The following is a 13,429-nucleotide window of genomic DNA, read 5'->3' as shown; positions in this document are numbered from 1 at the left end:
ATAATTTATGAACGATTTAAAGAAAACAAAAAATACTACAATTTCTAAAGATTTAGCAGAAGTACAAGAGCATTATCAAGATTATCCTTATCCTTTCAGAGACCCAAATCAAGAAAAAGAACGTTTACTTGCAATTTGCGGTGAGTTCTTAGGAGAATTAAACCATTTTCTATATAAAGGAAAAGAAAATTTTAATAATAATTTTAGATGCTTAATAGCAGGTGGCGGCACCGGTGATTCAACTATTTATCTTGCTGAACAGTTAAAAGATAAAAATGCCGAAATAATATATCTAGATTTTAGCAAGCCTAGCATGGAAGTAGCACAAAAACGTGCAGAAGTACGAGGTCTTAAAAATATTAAATGGATTAATGATTCAATATTAAATATACCTAATCTAAAACTTGGAAAATTCGATTATATAAATTGTATCGGCGTGCTTCATCATTTAGCAAATCCTGATGAAGGTTTAAAAAATCTAAAAGATTCTTTAAAGCCGACCGGCGGTATGGGTTTAATGGTATATGCTAAATACGGACGTACCGGTGTTTATCAAATTCAGGATTTAATGAAAATGATAAATAAAGATACTAAAAGCCGTGTCGAAGAAGTAATGAACGGGAAGCTAATTCTAGATAACCTGCCTGCTACTAACTGGTATAAAAGAGGTTGGGAGTTATTTTCAGATTACCAAAATTTCGGTGATGTTGGAGTTTATGATATGTTCCTGCACAAACAGGATAGAGCCTATTCCGTTCCTGAGTTATATGAATTCGTAGAAAAAGCAGACTTAAATTTTGTTGATTATCTTGATCCTTTAGAGAAAATTTTATTAAGACCGGAAAATTATATAAAAGATTTTTCACTTCTGCAAAAAGTTAAAAAGATGGATAAAGTAACTAGAGAAGCAATTTCCGAAATACTTACCGGTAATATTATTAAACATTCATTTTACGTATCAAATCAAAAAGATAGTGTAGCCTCGTTTGATGATCTTGATAATATACCGTACTTCCATAATATCGCCAATTTTGCTAAACAAATTTATGAACATTTGGAGTCTAATCCTTCAGCAGTAAATAATGTTATTAATTTTACTATTAATAATGGAGTGCTAAATAATGTTAATATCTCAATATCGATATTTAGAAGTACTAAATATATTTTCAAATATATGGTAGAAGAGAAAAGTTTAAGAGAAATATTTGATGCGGTACGCAGCGAATTAAACCAAGAAATAAGCAATGAAGTCTTATTAAACGAAGTTAAAAACGTATTCTTTCCATTACTTAATACAAATGTGTTATTGTTAAAATCAAAGGATTTATAGAGTTGCGTGGATTGGTTTATCCGTCATTGCGAAGAGAGATTACCTGAGTCGTCATGAGCTACGCAGCCGTAGGCTGTGCGGTAATCTCATGAAATAATAATAAACTTTGATTCCTAATTTAAATAAGTATATTACTTACCTTTAAACTTAATTGCTAACTCAACTTTTCAATTATAATCTATTAATAATAAAATAATGAACACAACTAATAAAGAATCCACAGAAGAACTTAACAATAACAATCATAATAATTTTGCAGAGAACGGTAATATTATTAATTTAAAACAATTAAAACGTAAATTACCGGAGGAACTACAAGCTCAAGCAGAAGAATTAAAAATTGAAAATATTAATTCATTACTTAAACAAGAATTAGTTTTTGCAATTTTGAAAAAATCCGTAGAGCAGGGAGGTTTAATAGTGGGAGAGGGGGTACTTGAAGTACTACCTGACGGATTTGGTTTTTTACGTTCGCCGGAAGTAAACTATTTAGCAGGCCCTGATGATATTTATATCTCTCCTAGTCAGATTCGTCGTTTTGGTCTACGTACCGGTGATACGGTAGAAGGTCAGATCAGAGCTCCAAAAGCCGGGGAGCGTTATTTTGCTTTACTGAAAGTCAATAGAGTAAATTTTGAAGACCCTTCTAAAGCTTATCATCGTGTTCATTTTGATAATTTAACTCCCTTATATCCTGATGAAAAACTAGGATTAGAACTTGAAAATAATAGTAAAGATAGTAAGGATTTTAGTACACGAGTTATTGAACTTGTTGCCCCTATGGGTAAAGGGCAACGTGCATTAATAGTAGCACCGCCTCGTACAGGTAAAACCGTATTATTACAAAATATAGCACATGCAATTACAACCAATAATCCGGAAGTATTTTTAATAGTACTGTTAATAGACGAAAGACCTGAAGAAGTAACAGATATGCAACGTTCCGTGCGTGGGGAGGTTGTTAGCTCTACTTTCGATGAACCGGCAAGTAGGCACATGCAGCTTGCAGAAATGGTTATTGAAAAAGCAAAGCGTTTAGTAGAACATAAAAAAGATGTGGTGATTTTAGTAGATGCGATAACACGTTTAGCTCGTGCTTATAATACTGTAGTACCATCATCAGGGAAAGTATTAACGGGCGGTGTTGATGCTAATGCACTACAAAGACCGAAAAGATTTTTCGGAGCAGCAAGAAATATCGAAAACGGCGGCTCGCTTACTATAATCGGTACGGCTTTAATTGAAACCGGTTCTCGTATGGATGAGGTAATTTTTGAGGAGTTTAAAGGTACAGGTAATTCCGAGATAGTTCTAGATCGTAAGATTGCCGATAAGCGTATTTATCCGGCTATTGATATGACTAGATCAGGAACTAGAAAAGAAGATTTATTAGTAGATAAAATAATATTAAATAAAATGTGGGTTCTTCGTCGTATTATAGATCCGATGGGTAGCAGTGAAGCAATAGAATTTTTACTCAAAAAACTTGAAAATACTAAAACTAACGGTGAGTTTTTTGAGATGATGAAGAGTCCTGAACGTCCTAAGAACGGTTTATAATACTTGATGTCATTCCTGCGAGGCCGTGGGGGTGGCATGGATCGAAAAACGCACTCAGTGTCATATACCGTGGCTTGACCACGGTATCCAAAAAATAATTTAAAGCACTAATAATTTTAGTATTTTAAACTGGATCCCGCGATCAAGTCGCGGGATGACAGCGGCGGAATTAATCCACGCAACAATGCTTCGCGGGAATGACATCGAATTTAATACAACAACGCCTTGGGTAACTACAAAAACATAAGAAATCATGAATATATCATCCGATTATTTAATTGAAAGAAGACAAATAAAATCTCGTTTGTTAATTTGGAAGCTAGCAGCTATTATTTTAATTGCTATCGTATTCTTACTAGTCGGTAAAGATTTTGCTCCAAAAGAGGTTTTACATATTAATAGTAATGAAGACTATATAGCTTCCGTATTAATAGACGAAATAATTCTTGAAGACGAAAAGCGTGACAAAAAGCTCAAAAAAATAATCGATGATTCTCATATTAAAGCGTTAATAGTTAACGTAAATTCTCCCGGCGGTACGGTAGTCGGCTCTGAAAAAATTTATAATATTCTGCGTAAAATATCTGAAAAAAAACCGGTAGTGATAGTTATGGGAACAATAGCTGCAAGCGGCGGTTATTTAATCTCTCTTGGAGGTGATTATATTGTCAGCCATAACGGAACTATTACGGGCTCAATCGGTGTAATACTACAAACAGCCGAGGTAACGGAGCTTGCTCAAAAATTGGGGATTAAATTTAATAATTTCAAATCGGGTGAATTAAAAGCCGTCCCAAATCCTACCGAAAAACTGACGGAAGCAGTGCGGGTAGCCATTATGGAAAATATAGAAGATACTTATAATTTCTTCCTTGAACTTGTTTCAGAGAGGCGTAATCTTCCTATAGAAGAAGTAAAAAAGCTCGCAGACGGACGAGTATATTCAGGTCGTCAGGCTTTAAAGTTAAAGCTTGTGGATGCTATAGGCTCGGAAGATACTGCATTAAAATGGTTACAGGAAGTTAAGAAAATTAATGTTAATCTACTAGTTAAAGATTATCAATTAAAACCAAAACCAAAATTAATGGACATAATACTTGAAGATTTTGATAGTATAACACCTAGTTTTTTTAAAAATAGTTTTAACGGAATCAAAGCGATTTTTTAATAATGGTTACTAAGAATTATTTAATAGATAAAATACATGATAAGCTGAATTATCTTTCTAAAGAAGATGTTAAAGATTCAGTAGATTGAATGTCCCCCTTCGGGGATAAGAAATCCCTCGCCTTCAGGCGAAGGGAAGATATAATGAAATTGCTTTAGCAATGAATTTATATCAAGAAACATGAGAAGTTATAGAAAGAATAGTCATAGTCAGTATGATTTAAAAGTACATCTTATATGGATACCAAAATATAGGAAGAGAGTATTGATAGGCAAAGTAGCGGAAAGGGCTAGAGATTTACTAAGGCAGATTTGTATGGAACATGAAGTATATATAATTTCAGGGAAAATATCATGTGATCACGTGCATATGTTTATCTCATATAAATCACAAATATCTCTTAGCAAGTTAGTACAGTATTTAAAAGGTAGTAGCTCAAGAATTTTATTGCAAGAATTTGCTCATTTAAGAAAACAATTTTGGGGCAATCATTTGTGGGCTAGGGGCTATATGGCGGTCAGTTCAGGTAATATAACTGATGAAATGATACAGCACTATATTGATGAACAGGAAGGTGAACCTGTGAATGATGATCGATTTCTAATCGATTCCACTTTATAACCCCTCAGCTTATAGCTGAGGGTTCTTTAGTTTTAGATTATTTAAACGAATCTCTTAAAGAACAAAAGCGTATCGAAATCAGAAATTTTGGTAATTTCTCTATCTGCAAACGGCAAATTCCCTGAAAGTAGAGTTCTTTCCAAATTTGCTTATAGAGAGGAATTTGAAGGAGACACGGAACGTAGTACCGCAGCGTACAAAAGCGTACGTGAGGATGCGAGTACCGGATCGACATACAAATTACCTCTAGAAGTAGAGTTTGGGAAGAACTCTGTCGAAAAATTCTATAATACGGTTTATTACGAATGCCTAAAAATTTATTTAAGGAGTAAATAAGTTATGGAATGGTCTAAATATAGTACTATAGAGAAGTGGAAAATAATAAAAAGCATGGTACTAGGGGGTGTCAGAAAGTTTGTGTAAGTTATAAAAATAGTTAAGAATAAAATTAATTAAAACAACTTACATGAGGCTAATATGAAGAATAAGAGTAAAGTATCAAATCCGACTATAGAAAAAGTAGTATCAGAAATACTATCACAAAGTGATCCATCTGAGATATTTGGCAAAGAAGGAATATTTCAGGAAATTAAAAAGCAGATAGTAAATAAGATTTTAGAAAAAGAAATGGAATCTCATATAGGTTATGAGAAGCATTCTAAGAATACCAAGGAGTCAGATAATAGACGTAATGGCAATTATGAAAAGACTCTAATAGATTCCGAGGGTCGTAAATTGATAGTAGAAGTACCAAGGGATCGGGAAGGAGAATTTGAACCTCAACTAATTCCAAAAGGAGTAAGGAGATTTGAAGGATTTGATGATAAAGTAATATCTTTATATGCTAGGGGAATGACTATTCGAGAAATACAAGGGCACTTAGAAGAACTATATGCCACCAAAGTATCATCTGAGTTAATATCAAAGGTAACTGATGGCATTTTAGAGGAAGTTACTGCGTGGCAGAATAGAGCACTTGATAGTGTATATCCTATAATGTAGATTGTATTCATGTTAAGGCAAGAGACAATCATATAATAATAAATAAAGCAGTTTATCTAGCTATTGGCGTGAATATAGAAGGCAAGAAGGAACTATTAGGTATTTGGATAGGCAAGAATGAAGGATCTAAATTTTGGATGCAAGTAGTAACAGAACTGAAGAATCGTGGTGTAGAACAAATATATGTTGCGTGTGTTGATGGTCTTAAAGGTTTTCCAGAAGCAATAAATAGCATTTTCCCAAAAACCACAGTACAACTGTGTATTGTTCATATGGTAAGAAACTCTGTAAAATACGTATCATATAAAGATTTAAAATCGGTAACAGCTGATTTAAAGGCAGTTTATTCTGCAATAAATGAAGCAGAGGGATTAAGAGAATTACAAAATTTTGCTAAAAAATGGGATGAAAAATATCCAGTTATTTTTGATATATGGCAGAGAAATTGGTCTGGAATAGCTCCGTTCTTTAGCTTTCCGGAAGACATTAGAAAGGCGATTTACACTACTAATGCTATTGAATCAACTAACCGTCAAATTCGTAAAATTATAAAAAATAAGGGGGTATTTCCAGATGATAAATCGATTCAGAAAATAATCTTTTTAGCATTGACAAATGCTTCTAAAAAATGGACAATGCCTATTAAGAATTGGGCCATGGCTTTAAATCAATTTGCTATACTTTGTGATACTAATTTACAAAATTGGGCAAATGGAGAAATCGTACTTACATAAAAAATCTGACAGACCATGGTACTACATAATAATATTTTTTCCATGGCTCTTCATAACGCGAGTTTCGTATTAAGATGCCTAAATTATGGTTAATGAATATGCTATAATCCTTATCCTTTCAAGGTTTGTAAGAGGTGTGACAAGTTTTACAATTTAATAGTTATAGTCAAAAAAGACAATTTACTAAAAATTTATGCAGTTTTAAGTACATTTTATAACAAAAACAATATTACTAATATCCTCGTAACCCAGTTACTATCAGCTATTCAGTTCCTCTATTAATACGAAACTCGCGTTTCATATTGAAGATTTAGAACTCTTCAAAAAAATATTATCGATAGATGGGAAGTTGGTTATTCAAGCACTCAATATAGACTCTCTTATATATCACGATATTATAGGTAATGGGAAATATGATTCTTTTTTTGAAGCATTATATAATTACTTAAATGATATAGCTTAAGCAGGTAAGGTAGTTACTTTTTGTAATACGTGATAAACAGCATCAAAAAAATATGTAAAGTTACTAGTATCTTTTCTAATTTGATGTTTAATTTTAAACCAATAATGTTCTATAGGATTAAGGTCAGGACTGTAAGTAGGAAGGAATAAAATACTTGCCCCTACCGATTCAATTAATTCTTTTACCTTAGAGTTTTTATGAAAATTAATATTATCCATTACTACGACTTGTCCTGCCCTTAATTCTTTAATGAGTATATCCTTGACATACGTCTCAAAAATAGCTTTATTACAATTGCCTTCAAATATTAGAGGTGCTACAATATTGCTATTAAATAGGCCAGCAATCATACTAATTCTGTGTTTGTGCTGATAAACTTTTTCACCATAACATCTTTCTCCTTTTGGGCTCCAGCCATGTTCTCGACACGCATTATCTTCTATTCTTGATTCATCCAAAAACACTAGTTTATCTTTGTCTATGGTGGTTATCTTTTCTATAAACTCATTTCTTAATTTATGATTTCTTTTGGGATGAAGAAAAGTTTTTTTATAGCTGTAACCAACTTTTCTAATCATGTTTATTATAGTTCTTGCTGACACTTTACTAGGATACAAGATGGCTAGCTCTCGACTGCTTTTATCTTTATTAGATTCCAAAAATTTTTTAAATCCTTCCATATCTGTTATTTTATGACTATGCCCTTTTTGATAGCCAGTTTTTAATTGAACATCTCCTGTTTCTTTCTTTAATTTCTTCCAATCATATATTACTTTACGGCTGATATTAAATACTTGACTTGCTTCTATTATTCTTTTCCCTGACTCAATATATTGAATCACTCCCTTTCTTAAATCATATGAATATGGACTTGGCATAACTATTTTCTAATTACTTTACCATATCCTTTTATTAATATCACTATCTTAATTGCCTATGCTATACCAACGATAAATAGCTCTATTTCTTAATAATATCTACATAGTAGATTAGTTTATTAGTTTTTAAAACATTATCGTCACGCTGTAATATTACATTACCAAGTAGAATAAGTTGTTTATTATCGAAAAAATATTTAGCACTATCTGCAAGTAATAATTCATTATTTATTTTTCTTTCTACAGTCAATTTAGTAGGGACAACTACATGATCAATAGTTTGCTTTTCAGCTATTGTTTTATAAAAAATATATAATTCTTTCGTTCTAAGTATCGCATTATCGAAGTAAACAACAACATTTCCAAGATATTCTGCCTTTTGTTTGGTTCTATCAATAATTAAAGTATCAGATGTTATATGTAAATTTGAAATATTTTTATCATTAGCATATATTACGGTACTAATTATAAGAAGTAAAACAAGTTTAATAATAGACATCTTTCTAAACTTTGCTTCTAGAGGTAATTTAGACGTCGATCCGGTACTCGCATCCTCACGTATGTCTATATACGCTGCGGTGCTGCGCTCCGTGTCTCCTTTAAATTCCTCTCTATAAGTTGGTCTAGAAAGATGTCTAATCCGATAAATCGATGATTGTAGAGACATTGCTTTTAAAAATTATAATATTATTTTCATCCTTCGTATTAAAACTATCCGAAGTAATTGAAGAGTTTTTGTAAAGTAACTTAGCAGGGGAATGACCGGTTATATTCTTATTTACTAAATCAATCCTTGCATCGTTAGTGTTAAATATGATCTCATCAAAAAAAAGTTTTACATCGTTTTTTAAATCTAATATGTTTGATTCTTCATCTAAAAAGCCTTCTTTCGCATTGATAATAAGAGTTTGGTCTTGATTTACATTATAAATAGCATTTATTATATCTAGTTTATATTTGTTATCTGACTCTTTTATAGCTCGCTCAGTTTTAATCTTATACGCATTTAAATTTTTATTTACTCCCTCAAAAATTGAATCTTTCAATATAATATTATATTTTAAATCAAAATTTTTAGTATCTTTTAAACTTTTTTTTACCGTAATATCGTTTCTTCATTAAATTACCACTTTTATTTATATATAGCCTATTACAAAATTTCCAACTATTATTAAAAAGATATACAGATTTCCAAATTTTTTTTCGCCGTTTATAAGAAGAGGGCATAGATTTTAGCTAACTCCTATGCGTAGTAAATCATGAATATGGATAATGCCTATAATAACATTATTATCAACAATCGGTATATTAGTGATATTCTTGGCTTTCATTAAATTTAAAGCCTCTTTTGCAAATATTTCCGATGAGATATGAATAGGGTTTTTGGTCATAATGCTTGATGCTATTTTTAAGTAGATTTGATCGTTAATATGACGACGTAAATCCCCATCGGTTATAATTCCCACCAAATTTTGGTTTTTATCTGTTACAAGTGTACAACCTAAACGTTTTTTATTCATAACAATTATAGTTTCGGCAAAGGAAGTATCTTCATATACTAAAGGTATTTCATCACCGCTACGCATTAGGTTTTTAACTTTTGTTAAATTAGCACCGATTGTACCTCCCGGATGATAAATTTTAAAATCATCTTTAGTAAAGCCTCGTTTTTCATGTATAACAGTCATTAAAGCATCACCGAGTGATAACATTATTAAAGATGATATAGTAGGAGCTCCAATTACAGAAGCTTCCGGGTATTCAGGTACTATTAATAAAAAATCGCTTCTTTTAGCTAAAGTGGAATTTTTATTCATTGTCATCGCAGCAATTTTTATGGAAGAGTTCTTGCAATATTCAATTATATTAAATAGCTCTTTAGTTTCACCGGAATTAGATAGCATAATTACTAGATCATTTCTCGTTACCATACCTAAATCGCCGTGACTTGCTTCTGCCGGATGTAAATAAAAAGCAGGCATACCGGTTGAGGAAAAGCTAGCTGCTATTTTTTTTGCAATATAACCGCTTTTACCTATACCCGTTAAAATTACCCGTCCTTTGAAAGATAGTAAAAATTCTATAATTCTGTTAAAATCTTCAGGGATATTTTCGGATAATTTTTCTAAAGCACTTGCTTCACTAGAAATAACCCTCTTTGCGATGATGCGGTAATTATTTGTGTTGGTCATTTATTTACTCATTGTAATACCGTGGCTTGTCCATGGTATTACAAGATCAATTAAAATACTTACGTTCTGTAATTACTTCAGCCGTTTCAGTATTATTATCTTCATTCCAAGCTCGTTTTTTACTAGAATCACGTCGCTGCTCAGGTTCTGAATTTTCCTTAGCATTATTAACATTATTTTTTGGTTTTGGATTATTTGAAGATTTATCCTTATCGGTATTTTTAATAGTTAATTTTGCTTTGCCTTTATTATCAAAACCTATTAGCTTAACTTTTACTATATCGCCTTGTTTTAAAACACTACTAACCGTTTCTATTCTTTCTTCTGAAATTTCACTAATATGAACAAAGCCGTCTTTATTACCTAAATAATTAATAAAAGCACCGGAATCTAAGACTTTCATTACCGTACCGTTAAATATTTCACCGATTTCAGGTTCAACGGCAATAGCTTTAATTTTATCTAAGGCAACTTTTAGCTTATCTCTATCTGAAGCATAAACAGAAACGCTGCCGTCATCGCTTATATCTATTTTAGCGCCACTAGTTTCACAAATTTCCTTTATTACTTTACCGCCCGGTCCTATAATATCTCTAATTTTATCCTTATCTATTTTTATAGTAGTAGTAGAAGGAGCATTTTTACTTAGTTCGCTATTTGGTTTACTGATAACTTTATTCATTTGCTCCAGTATATGCAAACGACCGAGTCGTGCTTGCTCTAAAGCTACTTTCATTATTTTAAAATCTACTCCGGATATTTTGATATCCATTTGTAATGCAGTAATCCCTTCACTAGTTCCTGCAACCTTAAAGTCCATATCACCGAAATAATCTTCATCACCGAGAATATCCGATAATACGGCAAATTTTTTGCCTTCCTTAATCAGTCCCATAGCAATACCCGCAACCGGTGCTTTTATCGGTACGCCGGCATACATTAAAGCAAGAGAACTACTGCAAACAGTTGCCATTGAAGAAGAACCGTTAGACTCTGTAGTTTCGGCAACTACTCTAATAGAATAAGGAAATTGTACTTTATTAGGTAATATTGGATTAATAGCACGCCATGCGAGTTTACCGTGTCCGACTTCACGACGACTAGGTGCTTTCATCGGCATTACTTCATTTACAGAGTAGGGCGGAAAGATATAATTAAGCATAAAACGCTCTTTATACTCACCCTCTAAACTGTCAACTATCTGCTCATCTAAACTAGTACCGAATGTAGTGCTAACTAAGCTTTGCGTTTCGCCTCTAGTAAATAAAGCTGAACCGTGTGCGGAAGGTAGTAAACCTATTTCACAAGCAATTTGTCTTATATCCGTGGTACTTCTTCCATCGATACGTCTATTTTTTTCTAAAATCTCGTTACGTAATATATCTGATTCAATAGATTTTAAAGCCGATTCGATTTGATAATTACTATATTTTTTATTTTCTATGTCGCTTACAAAATGTGTAAGAACTTTTTCAGGTATTAAATCTAAATTAGTGCTACGTTCTTGTTTAGATTTAATCACAAAAACTTGTTTAATTTCTTTTACAAATAACTTCTCAATTTCTTTCTTTAATGAGGCAGGATATAAATCTTGCATTTCAAGCTTTGGTTTTTTAGCTTCTTCTGCTAGTTCTTTAATTATCTTTATTACCGGCTGGAAGCTTTCAAATCCAAATTTTACGGCTTCTAACATTTGTTCTTCAGAGAGTAAATGAGCTTCCGATTCAACCATCATTACTGAATCTGATGTTCCTGCAACTACTAAATCAAGCTGACTTGTTTTTAATAATTCAAGTGCCGGATTTAAAACAAATTCACCGTTGATTAAACCGACTTTACTTGCAGCAACTATTTCTAGATAAGGAGCAGGGGATAGGCTAAGTGCAGCCGATGCGCCGATAATTGCAAGTATATCTACCGGAGTTTCAGGATCATATGAAAGAACACTGCAAGTTACATGCGTTTCATTCACAAAAGCCGGATGAAATAACGGTCTAATCGGTCTATCTATTAAACGAGATACTAAAACTTCTCTATCTGATGCTTTCCCTTCACGTTTAAAAAATCCTCCGGGGATTTTACCGGCAGCATACGCCATTTCTCTATAATTAATCGTTAAAGGAAAAAAGCCAATACCTTCTTTTGCTTTTTTAGCTACTACTGCTGTACATAATAAAACGGAATTGCCCATTTTTACCGTAACTGCTCCGTCAGCTTGCCTTGCTATTTTACCTGTACTAAGCTCAAGAACTTTCCCGTCCCATGTAACACTCTTAGTTATTTCGTTAAACATCTATTTATCTCATTTCATAATTTATATTTTATTCAAGGTTGTCATACCGTGGCTTGACCACGGGATTACACTAGGTCAAGTTGCGGTATGATATTTGTACTACTTAATTTTTCTAATTCCTAGCTTACTTATTAAATCTAAATATTCGCTAACATTATTCTTTTTAATATAGTTAAGTAATCTGCGGCGACGTCCGACTAAAATTAATAATCCGCGTCTTGAAGTATGATCTTTATGGTTAGATTTAAAATGCTCGGTTAAATTATTGATTCTTTCAGTTAAGATAGCACATTGCACCGCACTTGAACCTGTATCATTTTCCGTTATAGCATATTCTTTAATTAATTGTTGTTTACGTTCTGTAGTAATCGACATCGATAATTTCTCCTTAAATATATAGACTTCTAGTTTTAAAAGAAGTCTTGTGTTAAATTAAATACTCGTAAAGAATTAAAGCAACTCTTGTTTAAGCTACCTATTGCAAGCAAAACACCTTTATAGCGAACCCATAAAAGATTAACGTCTTTTTCATAATTAAATAAACATTTCTGTCCGTATTTAATTTGCTGTGCTTGGCTGTCAGTTGCATCAAGAACCAGGATGTCGTCCAGTATTGCTTCTATCTTTATGCTTTTTTCCTCTAGGGAATTTTTGGTAATTCCGTCAGGCGATTTAATTCGGATAGCATTTTCTTCTTTAAATATTCCAACCTGAGTACGGCGTAATTCTATCACAAATCCTAAACTTTGCAAGGACAATGCCAAATCTTCTGCTAAAGTTCTTATATAAGTACCTTTTGAGCATTCCGTATAGTATATAGCGGTAGCATTTTTCTCATCAAAATTTAAACATTTTAGATCATAAATAGTTATATTTCGTGGCTTTAATTCTACTTCTTTCCCCTCTCTTGCTAATTTATAAGCTCTTACGCCGTTAACTTTAAGAGCTGAAAAAGCCGGTGGTATTTGTGTTACGTTACCGATAAATTTAGAACATACGGCATAAGCCTCTTCTTGAGAAGGGATATAATCTTTCGTTGCTATTACTTTACCGGCATAATCGCCGCTATCTGTTTGTGTTCCAAATTTTACGGTAAAAATATAGGCTTTTCTAGCATTAATTAGTAGCTGTATTAGTTTTGTAGCTTCACCTACGGCAAGTGGTAATACTCCTTCCGCTTCTACGTCT

Annotated in this window: 12 protein-coding genes and 4 pseudogenes; 8 read left to right on the top strand and 8 right to left on the bottom strand. The window is 32.5% G+C overall.

Annotated elements, in window-relative coordinates:
• Positions 1-7 precede the first annotated feature (7 nt).
• Positions 8-1,330: a class I SAM-dependent methyltransferase gene (locus REIS_RS05270; protein ID WP_008580218.1), complete on the top strand. Its 1,323-nt coding sequence runs from the start codon at positions 8-10 to the stop codon at positions 1,328-1,330.
• A gap of 195 nt (positions 1,331-1,525) precedes the next feature.
• Entirely contained in the window at positions 1,526-2,890 is a 1,365-nt protein-coding gene (gene rho / locus REIS_RS05265; RefSeq protein WP_008580217.1) for a transcription termination factor Rho, read from the top strand.
• Positions 2,891-2,989: 99 nt separating this feature from the next.
• On the opposite strand, the gene REIS_RS14260 is transcribed toward rho, so the two are convergent.
• Entirely contained in the window at positions 2,990-3,145 is a 156-nt protein-coding gene (locus REIS_RS14260) for a hypothetical protein (protein ID WP_008580216.1), read from the bottom strand.
• Between REIS_RS14260 and sppA the strand changes: the two genes are divergently transcribed.
• The 6 genes and pseudogenes from sppA (at position 3,144) to REIS_RS17260 (ending at position 6,878) form a co-directional block, all read left to right on the top strand.
• Positions 3,144-4,058 carry a signal peptide peptidase SppA gene (gene sppA / locus REIS_RS05260; protein ID WP_008580215.1) on the top strand — a complete coding sequence of 305 codons (915 nt, stop codon included), beginning with the start codon at positions 3,144-3,146 and terminating at the stop codon, positions 4,056-4,058. The two genes, REIS_RS14260 and sppA, sit on opposite strands and share 2 nt — an antisense overlap.
• A 2-nt stretch (positions 4,059-4,060) precedes the next feature.
• Positions 4,061-4,144: pseudogene (locus REIS_RS17770) on the top strand (DNA-binding protein); the annotation flags it as partial.
• A 94-nt stretch (positions 4,145-4,238) separates the two neighbouring features.
• Positions 4,239-4,679 carry an IS200/IS605 family transposase gene (tnpA, locus tag REIS_RS05250; protein WP_008579210.1) on the top strand — a complete coding sequence of 147 codons (441 nt, stop codon included), beginning with the start codon at positions 4,239-4,241 and terminating at the stop codon, positions 4,677-4,679.
• Between the two features lie 26 nt (positions 4,680-4,705).
• Positions 4,706-4,808: pseudogene (locus tag REIS_RS15720) on the top strand (DNA-binding protein); the annotation flags it as partial.
• A 348-nt stretch (positions 4,809-5,156) separates the two neighbouring features.
• A pseudogene (locus REIS_RS11185) lies at positions 5,157-6,415 on the top strand (IS256 family transposase).
• Positions 6,416-6,692: 277 nt separating this feature from the next.
• Positions 6,693-6,878: a hypothetical protein gene (locus REIS_RS17260; RefSeq protein WP_083787769.1), complete on the top strand. Its 186-nt coding sequence runs from the start codon at positions 6,693-6,695 to the stop codon at positions 6,876-6,878.
• Here the strand turns inward: REIS_RS17260 and REIS_RS12695 are convergent.
• From REIS_RS12695 to truB, 7 genes and pseudogenes are all read right to left on the bottom strand, one after another.
• Positions 6,875-7,756, bottom strand: a complete 882-nt coding sequence (locus tag REIS_RS12695) for an IS630 family transposase (protein ID WP_008580209.1) — start codon at positions 7,754-7,756, stop codon at positions 6,875-6,877. The genes REIS_RS17260 and REIS_RS12695 overlap by 4 nt on opposite strands.
• An 82-nt stretch (positions 7,757-7,838) precedes the next feature.
• Positions 7,839-8,255 (bottom strand): LptA/OstA family protein, encoded by a 417-nt coding sequence (locus REIS_RS05225; RefSeq protein ID WP_081819166.1) that lies wholly within the window; start codon positions 8,253-8,255, stop codon positions 7,839-7,841.
• 136 nt (positions 8,256-8,391) lie between these two features.
• Positions 8,392-8,983, bottom strand: a pseudogene (lptC, locus tag REIS_RS05220) (LPS export ABC transporter periplasmic protein LptC).
• Positions 8,984-8,988: 5 nt separating this feature from the next.
• A complete protein-coding gene (locus tag REIS_RS05215) occupies positions 8,989-9,948 on the bottom strand; it encodes an SIS domain-containing protein (RefSeq protein WP_008580205.1) in 960 nt (319 codons plus the stop codon).
• 46 nt (positions 9,949-9,994) lie between these two features.
• The gene (gene pnp, locus REIS_RS05210) at positions 9,995-12,241 is read right to left on the bottom strand and encodes a polyribonucleotide nucleotidyltransferase (protein ID WP_008580204.1); all 2,247 of its coding nucleotides are present in this window, start codon (positions 12,239-12,241) and stop codon (positions 9,995-9,997) included.
• 99 nt (positions 12,242-12,340) lie between these two features.
• Positions 12,341-12,616 carry a 30S ribosomal protein S15 gene (gene rpsO / locus REIS_RS05205; protein ID WP_008580203.1) on the bottom strand — a complete coding sequence of 92 codons (276 nt, stop codon included), beginning with the start codon at positions 12,614-12,616 and terminating at the stop codon, positions 12,341-12,343.
• A gap of 35 nt (positions 12,617-12,651) precedes the next feature.
• Positions 12,652-13,429 (bottom strand): tRNA pseudouridine(55) synthase TruB (gene truB, locus REIS_RS05200; RefSeq protein WP_008580201.1); only part of this gene is annotated, 778 nt, incomplete at its 5' end.

Origin of the sequence: Rickettsia endosymbiont of Ixodes scapularis (assembly GCF_000160735.1) — a bacterium.
Taxonomy (GTDB): domain Bacteria; phylum Pseudomonadota; class Alphaproteobacteria; order Rickettsiales; family Rickettsiaceae; genus Rickettsia; species Rickettsia tamurae.
This window is presented reverse-complemented; position numbering and strand designations above follow the sequence as displayed.